Consider the following 18366-nt stretch of genomic DNA (forward strand, 5'->3'; position numbering starts at 1 on the left):
CCGCTTATTGATCCGTATTGGGATCGTCAGGACGCGCATTCGCCGCTCGAATAATGTTCCTGAAGGCGACACCTATTCCGAGAAACAGGCCGACCAACAGACCCCAGGGCGTGGTCCCGACCAGCGCGTCAAACGCACCGCCAATGACCAAGCCTCCGAAAATCCCACCGAGCAGGTCCGCAAGCACCCGGTTGCCGCTGCGATAATTCGCGTCGGCCCCCTTGATCTTCGGTCGGTTGCGTTCGTCTTCGCGCTCGCGTGCGGCCTTCAGCCGCTTTTCGAGCGCATCGATCCGCGCATCCTCAGCGATGGGTTCTCGTGCAGGCTTTTCGTCGCTCATGCCAGCTTCCGTTTAAGGGTTACGAGGCACACGCAAAGAAGTGCCCGCCGAGGGCGCCGCTCCCTTAGAAGGGGGTCATATTCGAGTCAACCGTGAGAGAGGTGTAATTGGCGCACGAAGTGTTGAGGGAAGCGTCCCTCAATCTCCCTCACATGCAATGCCGCTACGGACAGCGTGGATCGCGTATGGGCGGCTCGCTCGTACGTGTAAGCCAGGTGCCATCGGGTGCCTGGTACTTTTCGCCCGGCTTCACACGCAAAAGAATCGTCTGGCAGCCGACCGAAAAGGCGTATTCCTCGATAGTGGCACGGTTTTCCCGTGCTTTGTCGGCATAAACCGCGCGGCGCTTGATATTGATATCGTCTACCAGCCGCTGAAGTGCGGGCGTCGCTTCACCAACGATGCCGAGATATCCATCCGTCTTCTCGCCAACCAAGCCCGCAGCACGCGCAGCAGCGTAAGCGGGATCGCGCTGCGCGTGGGCTGGCGCTGTGAAAACAGCGAGCGTCGCCGCACCGGCGGCAGCGATTACGGCGAGATTGCGTAGTTTTGTCATTGTCGTCCAATCCCTCAAGCAAGATCACGATTCTGCAAATCAGAATATATCCGCGTTTTCCTCAATCGTGTTGGCGGCGTCTTCAGCCAATCGGTAAATCACTTCCTGCCGAATATTGATGTTGAGCTCGATCACGATCGGCTCATCGGGCGCTTCGACGCTGATGCATCCACCCAGCATCGCCAAACCCAACATTCCCATACCGGCCCTGACTATCATCCACCCCGCTCCTGAATAATGACATGTTTTGTCAGGACAGCGGAGTCCGGTCAATTTCGCTTGGGTCATTGCAAGTTATCGCTTTCTGGAGGTTGAACGGCGGGTTCATCGTCGCGCCGAATTTCTTCAGGATTGGAGGAGCCGTCATCGGGGTTATCCGGCAGCTGTGGTTCGGCGAAAGGACTGATCGGAACCAACCTTCCATCCTCGAACCTAAATCCTCGGGTGGTCGGATTGGAAAGATAGGACGGGTCGAAATAAGACCGCACCACGGTCGAAAGTTCGTAGAAGTTGTGCGAACGTACGCTGATGTTGAAGCGGATCGGCAGCTTGGCGAGCTGGCGCGTGACAAAATTGCGACTCGCGCCTTCCCCCTGCCTTACGCCATCAATGCGGAAGTTGGTGATAATCTCGCCGGCGAGGCTTCCGTCCAGCCCGACCATCATCTGGTTGTAATCGAGTGAGCGCAACGACTGGAACGCGAAGTTCGCCATCGCGCCCATATCTTCATAAGTTAGCTCTCCGACATAGGAGACGTTGCCGCCCGGTGGTCGGGAGATCAACAGACCACCCTCGATAGTCCCGTTGCCTTCGCTGTCGAAAACGATCGGGACTGTGCCATCGAAGATGCCGCTCGCACCGATATTGCTCAGCTCCATCTGGGCGACGAAAACCTCGGCATCGAGGCCAACCATCTCGAACACGTAACGCTGCGGGCCGGGAGAACCGTATTCGATCTTCACCGGGCGCAGGATCAGCGTGCCGCCCATGAATGGCCAGCGCGCATCTTCGACAGCGATCAACTCACCGCCGGTCATCGAGTATTCGACGCGGCCCTCCAGAACTTCGATCCCGGGATTGAGAGCCGCGATTTCGAGCACCTGACCGGGCGCGGTAGTCAAATTGATGAGATCGGTGAATGCGATCGAACCTCTGAGCCCATCGATGGGGCCGAATGTCGCCGCAAGGTCCAGGCCGTCGGTCGAAAAAGTACCTTTGCTATCGACATCACCATCGGTCCAGAGGACTTCCCCGCGACCCGAAATCGTCCCGTTCGCAAACGCGATTACGCCCTTCGCGAGAATACTCACGTCCTCCGGTGCAAGTTTCTCATCGAAGAGCAATCCGGGAAAATCGATCCCCGCGCGGCCATTACCAGTTGCAAGGTCATGGATCACGTCGACGCGCGTTACGAGCCGCATCGAGCCCGGGTTGAGCAGATCCGCTTTGGCGCTAATCGTTTCGCCGGAAAGCGTGAGAGTCGCATCGTTTGCGATAAGTGGCTCGAACCGCGCTTCGGTCACCTCGACGCCATCTAACCTCTCGGTCAGTACGAATGCGCCCTCCTCAACGACCACCGTGTCGCCGACGTAGGCCCAGTTTCCGGCCATTTCAGCCAAGTCTAGCGGCACAAGATCGAGCTGCGCCGTTCCGCCGGTAAAGGTGCCGCCGACAGCTTCATCAAAGGTGCCATCGAGTTGAGCAGCGGTTAGCCTTACAGCGCTCCCCCCGGTCCCGATCGTCGCCGAGAATTCCTCGAGCTTAAACCCGCCGGGGTAATTGATTGAAGCCGCACCGGCCGAGAGCGATGCCGGAGAATCAGCAAGCTCCCCAGCTAACGTGAGAGAACGAGTTTCGATTTTAATGCGCAGCGCATCGTCGTACCGGACCATCGACCCGCCAGACTGCGGACAAAGCGCCAATCGCTGGGCGCGAAGAGAAAGCTGGGCAATGGCGAGCGACTCGAACCGCATTTCGCTACAGCGCTGCCCAATCACTAGCCCATTGTCGCCCCATGCGCCTTCGAGCGGAATATCAAGATCGCGCACGCTTCCCCCGGGTAAAGCGCCACTTGCCCGCACGAGGCCGACGAAATTGAGACTTCCGGAGCGATCTTTGCGAACCTGCATTCGCGGGATCGCAATGCGATCCGCACCCACAGCGTATTCTTCCATCGTCGCTCGGAGAGCGAAAGATCCTCCGGGCGACTGCTCCATCCGTCCGGTGATCTGGGGCAGCCCCTCGCCGCCAGTTATGAAGTTGCCGGTGATCCGTGTGCCTTGCTCAACGTTCGCCCAGGCGACTCGCGATAGCGCGAGGATCATATCGTCATTGGCTCCCGCCACCCGGGCCTCGGGGAGAAGCACCCGCAAACCGGCATCTCCGGTGCGGACCATCGCGTCTGCCTCGAGCCTTCCACCGGAGAGAGCCTGCGCCAGCGAGCGATCGAATTTCGCGAGCAAGGGTGCCAAGAAAGTGCCTTCGCTTGCGTCGCGCGCACTCGCGAGTGGTGCCGACGCATCGCTTGCCATGTTCAGGTCTTCGCCCGAGAGACCAACACGCCACTCGCTGCGCTCGAAGGACGGATCGGCTCGGAAGGATCCGTCCGCAGCAATTCGACCGATAGTCGCGTAGGCGGTCGCGAGCGTTTCGCCTGTCAGGTTATGATCGAGATTTAGCCCGCGTTCGCTCCAGCCGAATTCTACCTCGCCCGCGAGTTGTGCGAGCGAGTTGCCGGAATAGGCTATCCGCTGGCCCCTGAGGTCGAGATCGCCGTCGACTACGGTGAAGTCCTTGGAAACAGCAAGGGAGGCACCGATATAGGCACTGGCGACCCGTGCGCCTTCGCACTCGAGTTTCCTCAGCCGGAGCGGTCCGTCGAACGACAGTGAGCCCGCCGATGTCGCCAAGTCACCGTATGCAGTCGCCTCGCGTGCCGAGCACGTCTCATTACCAATACCCGGTGCTGTCAAAGCCAACTCGCCAGCGAAACCGTCGTCGAGCGGCCCTCTACCATTGAGCTTGGCGGCGATAGCGCCGTAATCGCTTTCGATGAGCGCGCGACCGTCCTCAATGAAGACGTCCATTTCGGGGAGTGCAGCTGGCCCGTCGCTGTCTGTGAAGATCAACGGATCAAGGCTGCCGAAACTCAGCTCGCCTTCGAGATAGGTGCCGTAGAGGCGCGGCTTGACCAGTGAGACCCCTTCAACCGACGGCGAGCGAAACCCGTAGTCCAGATTGACCGTCACCTGCTCGGCGGTGAAATTGGGACGGTCCGGGTCGCCGATGACCAGGTTGGCGATAACCTGACGCTGCGGGTCGATGGAAACGATGTCGTAGCTCGCCTCGAGATCGTATTGTTCGAGAAGGTCTTCGATCACCAGCCCAGCAATCTGCTCGCGGCTGAACCACGCGCCAATGAGCACGGCGAGAATGACCAGCAGCATACCGAGGCTGATCCGCCAGCGCCAGCGGGAAGGCCATAAGCCCGAGCGCCCGGGGGCGTCATCATTCTCCAGAACGTACTGCTCGGTGGCGACCATCGTCTCTCCCACTTGCGCCGAACGCTTGCCAAAGGCAATGAAGCATAAGGGAAATTGCTTTGCCGGGGGGCGGATTGCCAGAATCTGACAATTCTTTCGATTTTGCAGCAGCCGATGCGGCAAACTCCTCAAATCGTTCGGATTCCGGTAAGCAGGCAGGTATCGGCCACCGTGCCCGCCTGCGCGAGCGAATGCTCAAAGGCGGGGCTGAAGCGCTCGCTGATTACGAGGTTCTCGAATACCTGCTTTTCGCCGCGATCAAGCAGGGCGATACCAAGCCAGTCGCCAAGGAATTGCTGAAACACTTCGGCTCGCTGGCTGGCGTACTCAATGCCGATCCCAAGGCGCTCCAGCGGGTAAAGGGAGTCGGAGAAACGAGCGCAGCAGCCCTGAAAAGCGTCGCGATCGCAGCGCGCCGCATGGCTCGCAGCGAGGTCACCCAAAAGCCCGTCCTATCGAGCTGGCAGGCGCTGCTCGATTACCTCGCAATCGACATGGCGCACCTCACGGTCGAGCGCGTTCGGGTACTCTATCTCGATACGCGAAACCGGCTGATCGACGACCATCATGTGGGCGACGGTTCGATCGACGAAGCCGCAATCCATCCGCGTGAGGTCATTCGCCGAGCGATGGATGTCGGGGCGACGGCATTGATTCTGGTGCACAACCATCCGAGTGGCAGCCCCGAGCCCAGCAGGGCAGACATCCAGATCACACAGAAAATCGCGGAAGCCGGGCGGCTGCTCGGCATCACAGTCCACGATCACGTGATCGTGGGACGTGAGGGTCACGTAAGTTTGCGAGCCAAGGGGCTGATTTAGGACTGCTTTTCCGTAATCAGACGCACACCGGAATGCTGTGCAAAGAAGCTCCAGGCCCAGTTGATCACGACCGTCAACCGGTTGCGCGCGCCAGACAGAAAGCCGACATGGACAATGCCCCAGAGCCACCATGCCAACCCGCCCGACAGTTTAACCGAACCGAAATCGGCGACCGCAGCTTTGCGCCCGATCGTCGCAAGGCTGCCCTGATGCCTGTAGGTGAAAGGACCGGGACATTTCTTCCCTAGCAATTCCGCTTCGACCAGACGTGAGACGTAGGCGCCTGCCTGCTTTGCTGCCGGAGCGAGACCTGGCACAGGATTGCCATCCCACGCATTGCTGCCCGCCGTATCGCCGATGGCAAAGATATCGCGATGCCTTTTGACCCTCAGGTGTTCGTCCACTTCAACCCGGCCTGAGCGATCGGATTCGGCACCAAGCCACTGTGCTGCAGGCGAAGCGGTCACACCGGCCGCCCAAAGCACGGTTTCGGTATCGATGCGGGCATCGTCGCCAATCCGCACGTATTCCTCGGCGATTTCAGTCACCCGGCTCCCGGTCCGAATTTCGACCCCAAGCGCCTCGAGTGATGCCGCTGCCTTGTTCGACAATTCCTCGGGAAAGGACGGAAGTATCCGTGGACCCGATTGCACGAGTACCACTCGCGCACTCGCTGGATCGACCGTTCGAAACTCGCGGGCCACATTGATCTTCGCCAGTTCGGCGATCGCTCCTGCCAACTCGACGCCCGTCGGCCCCGCGCCAACAATCACGAAGGTCAACAGTCGTTCGATCCGGGCCGGATCGTCGCTGGCTTCGGCAAGTTCGAAGGCGTTGAGGATCGATCCGCGCACGGCCACGCCGTCCTCCACTGTCTTGAGACCAGGGGCAAAAGCCCCCCATTCATCCTTGCCGAAATAGCTGTGCGTCGCACCGGTCGCGAGTACGAGTTTGTCGAATTGAATAATCCGGTCCTCACCGTACGTGACGGTCTTCGCCTCGGGATCAATGGCACTAACTTCACCTTTGAGAACCCGGACATTGCCGTCACCGCGGAAAAGGCTGCGGATCGGCAGTGCGATATCCGCCGGGTTCAGCGTCGCCGTCGCGATTTGGTAAAGCAGTGGTTGGAAAAGGTGATAGTTGCGCTTGTCAATCAATGTGATGCGCACCGGCAGGCGCTTAAGGCGCTCGACCGCGGCGAGGCCTCCGAAACCTGCACCAACAACTACGATATGCGGCCAGTCGTCGGGAATGTCGGCATAGTGCCGGTCGAAGAGTATGTTCTCCTCCAACCACGCAAGGATCGCTCGGTCGACCGAAAACGGCCCCGCCCCGCGAGCCTCGTAAAGCGCAAGGAACAGGAACGGGAACAACGTCACATTGGGATGCGCGCCCGCGATCATGAAGGCACCGATCAGGAAGAACAGGCCGTAGGAGACGACCACCGCACCGAACCCGGTGAAGAAAAAGATCGACCAGAAAATCGCGAGCCAATCGGGAAAACCGGAGAAAATGGTGGTCGGCAACCATGTCAGCACCGCAACCGAAGGCTCGATCACACCCGCATAGGCAAGCAGCGTTACACCCATCCAGATACGGATCGCCGCCATGATGACGGGCGCCAGGTTCTCACGCGACCATTCGCTTGCGACGACCATTTGCCTGCCGAGAGGTAAAGCGCTCGATTTGATCCCGGAGGCAAGAACCCTGTCGAGGGAAAACCTGGCCGGCCCATGGAAGACATACCAGACCAGCATGGCGCTAACGATCAGATTGGTAGTGGTGGGGACGTAGACTGCCTGGCTAATTATCGTCAGAGCCGCCATCGCTGCTGCCGCAGGGCGCGTGAACAAGCCGAAAATCAACAGGATCGGTCCCACGATCTCGATCCCGAGGCCAAGTGTCGCCGCGGTCGTGGGCTCCATCCAGCTCACGGGATACTCGTTTGCCGCGAGGTAGAGCGCCGTCTCCCAATCAGCAGCCTTCACCAGACCTGACCGCAAAAACCAAAGCGCAATGAAAACCCGCGTGACTATGTCCGTCACCGGCCAGAAGGTTTCTGTCCCGTCGAGATACCACTTCGTCCAGCGTCTCAGCGTCACGCGCACGAACGGTGACAATCGCTCTTCCTGCAAGAGCTCACGCCCGTCTTTCGCGGTGCCCGCCATAGCCTGGTATCCTCCTGCACGGTGGTTCGCGCGCGGCTGTCTTCTGGTTACAGACCTTTCCTGCGCACTTGCCAAGAGCGCGCGCGGGCAATAGCCGCCTCGCAAACGCAACCCTAGCTACAGGATACCACCGATGGTCCCCCGCTATGCCCGCCCTGAAATGTCCGCGATCTGGGAGCCGGAAACCAAATACGAGATCTGGTTCCTGATCGAAGCGCATGCGACGCAAAAACTTGCCGAGCTTGGCGTGGTGCCTGAAAGCGGCGCCAAGGCGCTGTGGGATTGGTGGCAGACCGATCCGGGCATTGACGTCGCCGCGATCGATGCAAAGGAAGCGGTTCTCAAGCACGATGTAATCGCCTTCCTCGACTGGGTGGCAGAACAAGTCGGCCCCGAAGCGCGCTTCATGCACCAGGGAATGACTTCCAGCGATGTGCTCGACACCACTCTTGCGGTGCAGCTCGACCGCGCATCGGCCATCCTGATCGACGACATGGAAGCGCTGCTTGCCGCGCTCAAGCGCCGGGCCGAAGAGCATAAATATACGCCGACGATCGGGCGCAGCCACGGCATTCACGCCGAGCCGACAACCTTCGGGCTTAAACTTGCGCAGGCCTATGTCGAGTTCGAACGGAACCTTGAGCGCTTGAAGGCCGCGCGGAAGGAAATAGCCACCTGCGCGATCTCTGGCGCGGTCGGTACTTTCGCCAACATCGATCCTTCGGTCGAAGAATACGTGGCCGAGCAGCTTGGTCTCGCGGTCGAACCGGTGTCGACCCAAGTGATCCCGCGTGACCGGCACGCCATGTTCTTCGCAACGCTCGCTGTGATCGCATCCTCGATCGAGCGGCTTGCGGTCGAAGTTCGCCACCTTCAGCGCACCGAAGTTCTCGAAGCGGAGGAATACTTCTCTCCGGGTCAAAAGGGTTCGAGCGCGATGCCGCACAAGCGCAACCCGATCCTGACCGAAAACCTTACCGGTCAAGCCCGCATGATTCGTGCCTACGCCCTGCCCGCGCTCGAAAACGTAGCGCTTTGGCACGAGCGGGACATCTCCCATTCCAGCGTCGAGCGTTTCATCGGTCCCGACGCGACGATTACGCTTGACTTCGCGCTCGCACGACTGACCGGCGTAATCGACAAGTTGCTCGTCTATCCAGAGCGCATGCAAGCGAATCTCGACGCAATGGGAGGCCTCGTCCACTCGCAGCGTGTGTTGCTCGCCCTTACGCAGGCAGGTGTAACGCGAGACAATGCCTATCGACTTGTCCAGCGCAACGCGATGAAGGTGTGGGAATCCTCCGGAAAGCTGTCGCTGCTCGAGCTTCTCAAGGCTGACGAGGAGGTGACCTCAGTGCTTTCCAACGAAGAACTCGAAGAGAAATTCGATCTCGCCTACCACTTCAAACATGTCGATCCCGTTTTCGAGCGGGTGTTTGGCTGACAACCGGCAATTTGACCGCCTTCGCTAGACTCAGCTCGCAAATAGCTTAGGCTTGGTGTCAAGTCGCGGGATTCAAAGGGGATAGAAAGCCCATGCAGATTGTTCGCACCATCGTCTGGATACTTATCCTGCTGGCGCTGCTGACATTTTCGTTCTTCAACTGGCAGCCGGTCGAGGTGACGCTTTGGGATAACCTGGTGGTGGAAACGAAGGTCCCCGCGCTGGTGATCATCGCCTTCCTTCTCGGCCTCGTACCCACGTGGCTCTATCACCGCAGTGTAAAGTGGAGCCTCAACAGGCGCATCCGAAGCCTTGAAAACTCATTGAAATCGAATGCGCTTTCACAGCGTCACGAGCCTGTTGCGCCATCGACCGGGGAAGCTCCGGCTGCCCCTCCGCCGCCTGTGGATAAGCCCGTGGAGAACCCGGCAAGCGCTGGGGATACCCTCACGCCAGCAGACGGGGCGCATTCGGACCAGGTTGAGACGAACAAGCCATGAGCAACCCGGTCTATCTTGCGCTCGACGTACCGCAGATCGACCCTGCGAAAGAGCTTCTGAGCAAGGTCAAGGCGCATATCGGCGGAGTCAAACTCGGCCTGGAATTCTTCTGCGCGCATGGCGGGCATGGCGTCCATGAAATAGCCCACATGGGCCTGCCGATCTTCCTAGATCTCAAATTCCATGACATCCCGAACACCGTCGCAGGCGCAATGCAGGCCATACACGTCTATGAACCATCGATTGTGACGGTGCATGCTAGCGGCGGGCGGGCGATGCTCGAAGATGCAAAGGCTGCGGCCGCGGAGGGCTGCAAGGTCGTCGCCGTAACAATGCTCACGAGCCTCGATGAGAACGACCTCAGGCGCACCGGCGTTGGAGGCACGCCGCATGATCACGTAATGCGTCTTGCAGAACTGGCGCAGGATGCGGGGCTCGACGGAATCGTATGCTCTGGCGAGGAAGTCGGAAGCGTGCGCGACCAGTGGAAGGACGGCTTCTTCGTGGTGCCCGGCCTGCGGCCTGGTGGTAACGGAAACGGCGACCAGAAACGCGTCGTCACGCCGCGCAAGGCACGCGACGACGGCGCAAGCGTGCTCGTGATAGGTCGCCCGATCAGTCGCGCGGATGATCCAGAGGCGGCTGCGCGGGCAATAGAGGCAACGCTCTAGGGCGAAATCAATGTCAGTCCAGATCAAGATTTGCGGGCTTTCGACGCCCGAAACCCTCGCCGCCGCCGTCGATGCGGGCGCAACCCATGTCGGGCTCATCCATTTCGAGAAGAGTCCGCGGCACCTCTCGCTGGACGACGCTGCCAAACTGCGCGCCCGATTGCCCGAAACGGTCAAGGCGGTGCTGCTGCTGGTCAACGCCGATGTCCAGACCACCGGAAAAGCTATCGATCTCGTCAAGCCCGATGTTGTTCAGTTCCACGGCAATGAAACGCCTGAATGGATCGCGCTCGTTCGCGAAAAGACAGGAGTAGAGGCATGGAAAGCTCTGGGCGTAAAGAATGCGCAAACGCTCGAAAAATCGCGCCGCTTCGAAGGTTTGGTCGATCGGCTGCTTTTCGACGCTCCGGCGCAGGCGCTACCGGGTGGCACGGGCCAGACCTTTCGTTGGGATCTGCTCACCGGGTTCGAGCATCGCATCCCCTGGGGCCTTGCGGGCGGTCTGTCGTCCGAAAATGTCGCGGAGGCTATCCGCCAGACCGGTACGGAACTGGTCGATGCCTCTTCGGGCCTTGAGAGCGCACCGGGCGTCAAGGATGTGGACTTGATCCGCGCCTTCTGCAAAGCGGCTCTCGAAGCTTGAGAATCCCATGACCGAAAATACTCCCAATTCTTTCCGCACCCAGCCCGACGCCAACAGTTTCAGGCAAATGCCGGACGAGCGCGGGCATTTCGGCCAATTCGGCGGTCGTTTCGTCGCCGAGACGCTGATGCCGCTGATCCTCGATCTCGAAAAGGAATATCGCGCGGCGCAGGCCGATCCGGCTTTCGCAGCCGAGTTCGACGACCTGATGAAGCACTATGTCGGCCGCCCCTCCCCGCTCTATTTTGCCGAACGGCTGACAGAAGCGCTCGGCGGTGCGCAGGTCTGGTTCAAGCGCGACGAGCTCAATCACACCGGCGCGCACAAGATCAACAATTGCATCGGTCAGATCCTGCTCGCCAAGCGCATGGGCAAGACGCGCATCATCGCAGAAACCGGAGCGGGCCAGCACGGCGTCGCGACCGCTACCGTGTGCGCGCGCTTCGGCCTGCCTTGCGTGATCTACATGGGCGCAGAGGACGTGAAGCGGCAGTCGCCCAATGTCTTCCGCATGAAGCTGCTCGGCGCGGAAGTCGTCCCTGTTCACAGCGGCGGCGCGACCCTGAAAGACGCGATGAACGAAGGGCTGCGCGACTGGGTCGCGAATGTCCACGACACCTTCTACATCATCGGAACGGCCGCAGGCCCGCATCCCTATCCGGAGATGGTCCGCAACTTCCAGAGCGTCATCGGCAAGGAAGCGCGCGAACAGATGCTCGAACGTGTCGGCCGCCTGCCCGATCTCCTCGTCGCCTGTATCGGCGGCGGATCGAATGCGCTGGGACTGTTCCACCCCTTCCTCGACGATCCGCATGTGAAGATGCTCGGTGTCGAAGCGGCAGGGCACGGCCTCGATGGCGACGAGCACGCGGCAAGCTTGCTCGGCGGATCTCCAGGCGTGCTCCATGGAAACAAGACCTACCTGCTGCAGGACGAGGACGGCCAGATCACCGAGGGCCACTCGATCAGCGCAGGGCTCGATTATCCCGGTATCGGGCCCGAGCACGCATGGCTCAAGGAAACGGGCCGGGTCGAATACACCGCCGTCACCGACAACGAGGCGCTCGAGGGCTTCCAGCTGCTGTGCCGCACCGAAGGCATCATCCCCGCACTCGAACCGTCGCACGCCATAGCCGCAGTCGCCAACCGCGCCAAGCAGATGAGCGATAACGAGATCATCCTGATGAATCTGTGCGGACGGGGTGACAAGGACATCTTCACCGTGGCTGAGAAGCTAGGAGTGGAGACGTGAAAGATCGCGGCAAAGGTTCGATCTTGGGAGCAAAACCGTCATTCACCGAAAGGATGCTCGGATCCTTTAGTTTCAAGCGCGGACTGAAGGGCTTTGGGCTTGGACTTTTGGTCTCACCAGTGATTATTTTGATAAAATCACTCAGCGCCGAAGAATTTCAATGGGACGGAGTGCCGTTCGTGATGCTTATCATCGCGAGCCTTTGCGGAGTTTGGGGTCTCTTTTCTAAGAAAGATTTGCCAGTATGACCCGCCTCTCCCATGCCTTCTCCAAGCCGCATCCCGCGTTCGTCGCCTTCATCACCGCTGGCGATGGCGACACGGCGGCCAATCTCGATGCCCTCGTCGCAGGCGGCGCGGATGTAATCGAGCTGGGCATGCCCTTCACCGATCCGATGGCCGATGGCCCCGCGATCCAGTCCGCCAATCTGCGCAGTCTCGCCAAGGGCACGACCACCCAGACCGTCCTGATGATCGCCAACGAATTCCGCGCGCGGCATCCCGACGTCCCGCTGGTGCTGATGGGCTATGCCAACCCGATGATCCGGCGCGGAGCGGAATGGTTTGCAGAACATGCGCGCGGCGCGGGCGTCGATGGCGTGATCTGCGTCGATATCCCGCCCGAGGAAGACGCCGAGCTTGGCCCTGCCCTGCGCGCCGAGGGCATCGCTCCCATCCGCCTTGCCACCCCCACCACGGACGAGAAGCGCTTGCCGAGCGTCCTCGATGGCTCGGAGGGCTTCGTTTATTATGTCTCCGTTGCAGGGATTACCGGCAAGCAGCAGGCGGCAATCGACTCGATCGAATACAATGTCAGCCGCATAAAGCAGCACACCGACCTGCCCGTTGCGGTCGGTTTCGGTGTGCGTACTCCGGAACAGGCTGCGGAAATCGCGCGTGTAGCCGACGGTGTCGTCGTCGGCTCGGCCTTCGTCGATCTCGTCGGCGAATTTGGCACCGACGCGCCTGCCAAGCTACAAGAGCTCACAACAGCAATGGTCGCCGCAATCAAGCAAGCGCGCTCCTAAGGGGTCACGAAAGATGAACTGGTTCACCCGCGTCCGCAATTCACTCGGCTTTGGCGCCGACAAGAAGACCACCGACAAGGATCTCTGGATCAAGTGCAAATCTTGTCAGGAAATGCTTTTCGTCCAGGAATACGAGGAAAACCTCTCGGTCTGCCCGCGCTGCGACCATCATGGCAGGATCGGTGCCGACAAGCGGCTCGCCCTGCTGCTCGACGAGGGCTTCGAATATCTCGACCTGCCCGAGGTTGCCGAAGACCCGCTCAAGTTCAAGGATACCAAGAAGTATACCGATCGCCTGAAGGCCGCGCGTGCCAACAATCCGCCCGATCAGCCAAAGCGCGACGCTTTCGTTGTCGGATCGGGGACGGTCGAAGGGCATCCGGCGGTGGTCGGCGTGCAGGATTTCGGGTTCATGGGCGGATCGATGGGCATGGCGGTCGGCATGGCGTTCTGCGCCGGGGCCGAGCGCGCGCTCACCCGCAAGTGCCCCTATGTCGTCGTGACAGCGGCAGGCGGCGCGCGTATGCAGGAAGGCATCCTCTCGCTTATGCAAATGCCGCGTGCGACCGTAATGACCCGGCGGCTCAAAGAGGCGGGGCTACCCTATATCGTCGTGCTCACCGATCCCACCACTGGCGGGGTGACGGCTAGCTATGCCATGCTCGGTGATGTCCACATCGCAGAGCCCGGCGCACTCATCGGATTTGCCGGGCAGCGCGTGATCCAGGACACGATCCGCGAGCAATTGCCCGAAGGCTTCCAGCGCGCGGAATATCTCCATAAGCACGGCATGGTCGACATGGTGGTGCACCGGAAGGATCTGAAGGAAACGCTCGCCAGCGTCATCGATTACCTCCTGCCTGCCAAGGCCAAGGGCAAGGGCAAGGCGGCCTGATCCGCTCGACCTCTCGCCAATGAGGGACATGGGTAAATCCGACGATCCACGGGTGCAGGCGCAGCTGGATCGGCTTTCCAGCCTTAGCATCCAGCGCGATATTCTCGGGCTCGATGCGGTCCGTGAATTGCTTTCCCGCTTGGGCGATCCGCATTTGCGCCTACCGCCGTTGTTTCACGTCGCCGGTACCAACGGCAAGGGATCAACCTGCGCCTTCCTGCGCTCAATACTCGAGGCTGAGGGCTACCGCGTCCATACGACCACCTCCCCGCATCTCGTGCGCTACAATGAACGTTTCCGCATTGCGGGCAACCTGATCGAAGACTCCCGACTGGCTGAACTTCTCGAAGAGGTGTTCGATGCCGCCCAAGGGCTCGGATGCAGTTTCTTCGAGATCACCATCGCCGCCGCCTTTACCGAGTTCGCGCGGACCTCCGCCGACGCATGCGTGGTCGAGGTCGGCCTTGGCGGCAGGCTGGACGCGACAAATGTGCTCGAGGCACACGTGCTGGCCGCGTGCGGGATTGCGACGCTTGGAATTGATCACGAGCGTTTTCTCTTGGCACCCGAGGAAGGCGTGCCTTCCGTGCCGATGGCGCGGATCGCCTTTGAGAAGGCCGGTATCGCCAAGAGCGGCGTGCCGCTCGTGGCGCTTTCATCGGTTCCCGAAGCGAACAACGAGCTTATGGCATCGGCAATGCGAGCAGGAGCCAAGCTGGCTTTGGCTGGCGAGGCTTGGGATTTTCGCGACGGACCTACCCTTGCCTACCAAGATGAGAGGGGCCGTCTCAATCTGCCCGCACCTTCCCTTCCCGGGGCGCACCAGTTCGCCAATGCCGCCCTGGCCGTTGCCATGTTGCGCCACCAGGACAGGGTATCGGTCGGGTCGGATTCTATGGCCGAAGGCATGAGGCTCGCGCGCTGGCCAGCCCGGTTGCAGCGGCTCTCGGATGGCCCGCTCACAAAGGGACGCGAGACATATCTGGATGGAGGGCACAATCCGAGCGCGGGCCTCGCCATCGCCGGAAGCCTGCCCGAGCGGTTTCACGCCATAATCGGTATGCTCGACAACAAGAATCCCCAGAGCCTGATCGCGCCGCTGGAGGGGCGCATCGAAAGTCTCTTGGTGGTTCCCGTTCCGGGACACGATGCACATCCTGCAGGTGCATTCGGGCAGACTGCGAAGACTTCCTCCGGTCTTGTCGAAGCGATGCAGGCGCTTCCCGACGATGGCATGCCGGTCCTTATCGCCGGGTCGCTTTATCTCGCCGGTGAAGCCCTCAAGCTGAACAACGAAATTCCTGACTGACTACTCTGCCGGTTGCGCGACCGCATCTGGCGTAACGACACCCGAGGCCTTGCCGCTGCGCGCTTCCCGCCACCATTCGAGAGCGACCAGTACAACGGCAGCGAGACCGATCAGTGTGGTCAGAACGAATACGTCGAAATAGCCCTGGTTCTCGATCATCTCGCCGAGCGCTCCTCGCCCGAGTGTTCCGACGAGCAGTGTTAGCGAAGAAAGAAGCGCATATTGAACCGCGCTGAACTTTTTCGAGACGATAGAAGAGAGCCATGCAATGTAGGCCGCGCCGGCGATCCCGATGGCGAGATTTTCGAACGCGACAGTGATCGTGAGCTTTGCAAGCGACGCGCTGCCGATCACGGGTACTTGTGAAATGGCCCAGGTGAATCCCACCGCATCGCTCACCAACTGCATGTTCGCCCCGCCGATAGCGAGGTCCGCGTAAAGCAGGTTTGTGAGCGCCGCGAGCAGTCCGCCGATAAAGAGGGTAGCCATCCGTCCGATAACGGTGAGCATGAGCCCGCCAAGCGCCAGCCCTGCAATGATCGCACCGATGCCGAAGAACTTTGATGCAAAAGCGACCTCGTCATTGGTGTAATTCAATTCGCCTAGGTAGAACGGATAGGCGAACGTGCCCCAGATCGCATCGCAGATCCGGTAGGTCAGAACCACGGCTAGGATCAGGACGAGACTCCACCCCATTCGCCCAACGAATTCCACCAGTGGCAGTACCAGCGCGCGATAGAGATGGTCCATGGCGTAGGCCCCGCCGGTCGCCTGCTGTGCGTCTTCTGCGAGGAGGTACTTACCCTCTCGTTTCTTCGCCGCAAGCCAGCCGGCTATCAGCGCGGGCAGAACAATCGTCGCAACGATGATCCACGGGCCGAAATTGCGAGTGAACTCGGTGGGGTTCGGTCGGTCCTCGGGCGCATAGGTCATCGACATGATCATGAATGCGAGAACGACACCGATGGCAGCTGCCCATAGCAGGCCGACGGCAGCGAGAGCCTTGGCGCGGACTGAAGGGGCGAGCTCTCCCGCTTTCCTGAGTGCAAGCACCTGTTCATCCGCAGGAGCTTCGCTTATCACGCCATCGTCTTCCGCATTGGGCGCAAACAACCCGATGAATCCGGCTGCAAGCAGGAACCCACCCATCATCATGTAGGTTTCGGGCCAGCCGATCCGCGCCGCGATGATCAAGCCAAGTGCCCCGCCGACTAGCGAAGAGAACCGGTATCCCATCTGGTAGACGGTCGAGAGGATATCGAGTGTTGCTTTCTCATCTGCCACATCGATACGCCACGCGTTGATCGCGATGTCCTGGGTTGCGCTCGCGAATGCTCCGATCCCGGCAAGCAAGCTGAACCAGCCAAGCTGCGTCTTGGGTTCGAGCACGCTCAGCGTCACGAGGATCACGCCGAGCAGGATCTGCATCGGTACGATCCACTGCTTGCGCTTGCCCAAGCGCCTCAGGCCGGGAATGTCGAGCTTGTCGATCAGCGGCGACCACAGGAACTGAAACGCATAGGCGAGCCCGATGAGCGAGAAGATGCCCATCGTCTCCAGATCGACTTCGGCCTCGGTCAACCAAGCGAAGAGAGTACCTAGGAAAAGGGCAAACGGAAGACCGCTGGCAAATCCGAAGACCAGCATGAAGAAGGTCTTGCGATTGGAAAGCGCGATCCCGAGCGCTCGCCAGGCGCTAGGCTTCTTGACCTCAGCGATGTCAGCCATTCACGGATGTCCTTCCTCTTGCGAACCTCTGGTGCGAACCTAGCCGGGTGATCGTCGAATAGGAACGGCGCGATGAACGATGCCACAACGCCATCAACAGATTATGGCAATGCCGTACTCTAAGTCCTATCACGCGCAGGCTCGGTTCCGGCGGTTCCCACGGCATCATCGACAAGTCCGGTGCGCATCATCCACCAGAACAGTATTATGCCCGGCAAGGCGAGCAGCGTGGTAAGCAGGTAAAAACCGACATACCCCATCCACTCGATCATTCCGCCTGCCGTTGTCCCGGTAAGCAGCCGTCCAACCACGCTCGCCGCAGCAGAGATAAGCGCGTACTGCGTGGCCGTGAACCGAAGGTCGCACAGCGCCGAGAAGTAGGCAACGACAACGACGCCGCCATATCCGCTTGCGAAATTTTCGAAACCGATCGCGGCCGCCATACCGAGATTGGATTTTCCGGTCGCAGCGAGCGCAGCGAAGCTCACGTTCGATATCGCCATCAGTATCAGTGCGATAAGCACCGAACGCTTCAGGCCCATGCGCGAATACAAAACCCCGCCAACGAATATGCCGACAATGAAGGCCCAGAACCCGATACCGACATCGTAAATGGCGATCTCGTCATTGGTGAAGCCGAGGTCGTCAAACAGAAGGCGAAACGTCAGGTTGGCGAGAGTGTCACCGATCTTGTGTACCATGATGAATGCGAGGACGAGCCACGCGCCGTGGCGCTGGAAGAATTCGCCAAAGGGGCCTGCAATTGACTGCCAGACCTCGGCGATACCCTTCTTCGCGATTGCTACCTCGTGCCGAGCCGGTTCGCCGAGGATGAGCGCGGTGATCATCGCGGGAAGCGCCAAAGCCGCGCAGGAAAGATACGCGGCCGTCCAGCCATGTCTTGCAGCCACCACAAGCGCGAGTGCGCCCGCTCCTGCCGCTCCAATCCGCCACCCATACTGGCTCATGCCGGAACCGGTCCCGAGCTGGTAGGGTTTCAGCGTTTCGATACGGTAGGCATCGATCACGATATCGAAGGTCGCCCCGGCTACTCCGACAAGCACTGCCGCGAAGATCGTCGCGGCAAGGTCTTGCGAAGGGTCGACAAGCGCAAGGTTCACCACTGCGCCGATCACGAACAGGCCAGAGAAGATCATCCAGGAAACGCGCTGCCCGAGGCTGGACAATACCGGGATACGGACGCCATCGACGATCCACGCCCAGAAAACCTTCAAGTTGTAGACGAGGAAGGCGAGCGTGAACGCGGTAACCGTGGGCTTGTCGATGCCATCCTGCGCAAGCCGCGTGGTCAGCGTCGCCCCGATCATGGCGTAGGGAAATCCGGATGAGACGCCGACGAAGAACGCTGCGAGCGATTCCTTTTCGAGATAGGGTTTGATCGCACCCCACAAATCGCGTTGCTCCGATCCTCCAGCCTCCTCCATTGTCGATCGGTCCTTTTCTCGT

Annotated in this window: 17 protein-coding genes; 10 read left to right on the forward strand and 7 right to left on the reverse strand. The window is 60.3% G+C overall.

The genetic code is table 11. The features are described from left to right. Nucleotides 1-4 precede the first annotated feature (4 nt). The 4 genes from FIU90_RS11400 to FIU90_RS11415 all read right to left on the reverse strand — a co-directional run bounded on the left by FIU90_RS11400 (nt 5) and on the right by FIU90_RS11415 (nt 4438). A complete protein-coding gene (locus FIU90_RS11400; protein ID WP_152434869.1) occupies nt 5-340 on the reverse strand; it encodes an AtpZ/AtpI family protein in 336 nt (111 codons plus the stop codon). A 163-nt stretch (nt 341-503) separates the two neighbouring features. Further along, nucleotides 504-896: a YdbL family protein gene (locus FIU90_RS11405; protein ID WP_152434871.1), complete on the reverse strand. Its 393-nt coding sequence runs from the start codon at nt 894-896 to the stop codon at nt 504-506. A 39-nt stretch (nt 897-935) separates the two neighbouring features. Then, a complete protein-coding gene (locus FIU90_RS11410) occupies nt 936-1091 on the reverse strand; it encodes a YnbE family lipoprotein (protein ID WP_152434872.1) in 156 nt (51 codons plus the stop codon). Nucleotides 1092-1180: 89 nt separating this feature from the next. Then, the gene (locus tag FIU90_RS11415) at nt 1181-4438 is read right to left on the reverse strand and encodes a YdbH domain-containing protein (RefSeq protein ID WP_152434873.1); all 3258 of its coding nucleotides are present in this window, start codon (nt 4436-4438) and stop codon (nt 1181-1183) included. Nucleotides 4439-4512: 74 nt separating this feature from the next. On the opposite strand from FIU90_RS11415, the gene radC reads away from it, so the two are divergent. Beyond that, nucleotides 4513-5259 (forward strand): DNA repair protein RadC, encoded by a 747-nt coding sequence (radC, locus tag FIU90_RS11420; RefSeq protein ID WP_234029501.1) that lies wholly within the window; start codon nt 4513-4515, stop codon nt 5257-5259. Here the strand turns inward: radC and FIU90_RS11425 are convergent. Beyond that, nucleotides 5256-7430 (reverse strand): FAD-dependent oxidoreductase, encoded by a 2175-nt coding sequence (locus FIU90_RS11425; RefSeq protein WP_152434874.1) that lies wholly within the window; start codon nt 7428-7430, stop codon nt 5256-5258. The two genes, radC and FIU90_RS11425, sit on opposite strands and share 4 nt — an antisense overlap. 133 nt (nt 7431-7563) lie before the next feature. Here FIU90_RS11425 and purB point away from each other — a divergent pair, with 133 nt between their 5' ends. The 9 genes from purB (at nt 7564) to FIU90_RS11470 (ending at nt 15171) form a co-directional block, all read left to right on the forward strand. Beyond that, a complete protein-coding gene (purB, locus tag FIU90_RS11430; protein ID WP_152434875.1) occupies nt 7564-8874 on the forward strand; it encodes an adenylosuccinate lyase in 1311 nt (436 codons plus the stop codon). Nucleotides 8875-8966: 92 nt separating this feature from the next. Further along, the gene (locus FIU90_RS11435; protein ID WP_152434877.1) at nt 8967-9374 is read left to right on the forward strand and encodes a LapA family protein; all 408 of its coding nucleotides are present in this window, start codon (nt 8967-8969) and stop codon (nt 9372-9374) included. Further along, complete coding sequence (gene pyrF / locus FIU90_RS11440) at nt 9371-10045, forward strand: orotidine-5'-phosphate decarboxylase (RefSeq protein WP_152434878.1); 675 nt, start codon at nt 9371-9373, stop codon at nt 10043-10045. Before FIU90_RS11435 ends, pyrF begins: the two co-directional genes overlap by 4 nt. Nucleotides 10046-10055: 10 nt before the next feature. Beyond that, the gene (locus FIU90_RS11445) at nt 10056-10688 is read left to right on the forward strand and encodes a phosphoribosylanthranilate isomerase (RefSeq protein ID WP_152434880.1); all 633 of its coding nucleotides are present in this window, start codon (nt 10056-10058) and stop codon (nt 10686-10688) included. A gap of 7 nt (nt 10689-10695) precedes the next feature. Then, a complete protein-coding gene (trpB, locus tag FIU90_RS11450; protein WP_172970250.1) occupies nt 10696-11940 on the forward strand; it encodes a tryptophan synthase subunit beta in 1245 nt (414 codons plus the stop codon). Then, nucleotides 11937-12188, forward strand: a complete 252-nt coding sequence (locus FIU90_RS11455) for a hypothetical protein (protein ID WP_152434881.1) — start codon at nt 11937-11939, stop codon at nt 12186-12188. The genes trpB and FIU90_RS11455 overlap by 4 nt, the downstream gene beginning before the upstream one ends. Then, complete coding sequence (gene trpA, locus FIU90_RS11460) at nt 12185-12967, forward strand: tryptophan synthase subunit alpha (RefSeq protein WP_152434882.1); 783 nt, start codon at nt 12185-12187, stop codon at nt 12965-12967. Before FIU90_RS11455 ends, trpA begins: the two co-directional genes overlap by 4 nt. A gap of 13 nt (nt 12968-12980) precedes the next feature. Next, on the forward strand, nt 12981-13862 hold the full coding sequence (gene accD, locus FIU90_RS11465) for an acetyl-CoA carboxylase, carboxyltransferase subunit beta (protein WP_152434883.1): 882 nt from the start codon (nt 12981-12983) through the stop codon (nt 13860-13862). 19 nt (nt 13863-13881) lie between these two features. Next, on the forward strand, nt 13882-15171 hold the full coding sequence (locus FIU90_RS11470) for a folylpolyglutamate synthase/dihydrofolate synthase family protein (RefSeq protein ID WP_152434884.1): 1290 nt from the start codon (nt 13882-13884) through the stop codon (nt 15169-15171). Here the strand turns inward: FIU90_RS11470 and FIU90_RS11475 are convergent, their stop codons facing one another. Then, nucleotides 15172-16899, reverse strand: a complete 1728-nt coding sequence (locus FIU90_RS11475; protein ID WP_152434885.1) for an MFS transporter — start codon at nt 16897-16899, stop codon at nt 15172-15174. It lies immediately after the preceding gene. 119 nt (nt 16900-17018) lie between these two features. Next, nucleotides 17019-18344, reverse strand: a complete 1326-nt coding sequence (locus tag FIU90_RS11480) for an MFS transporter (protein WP_152434886.1) — start codon at nt 18342-18344, stop codon at nt 17019-17021. Nucleotides 18345-18366 lie beyond the last annotated feature (22 nt).

It is taken from the genome of Erythrobacter sp. THAF29, assembly GCF_009363635.1.
Taxonomy (GTDB): domain Bacteria; phylum Pseudomonadota; class Alphaproteobacteria; order Sphingomonadales; family Sphingomonadaceae; genus Erythrobacter.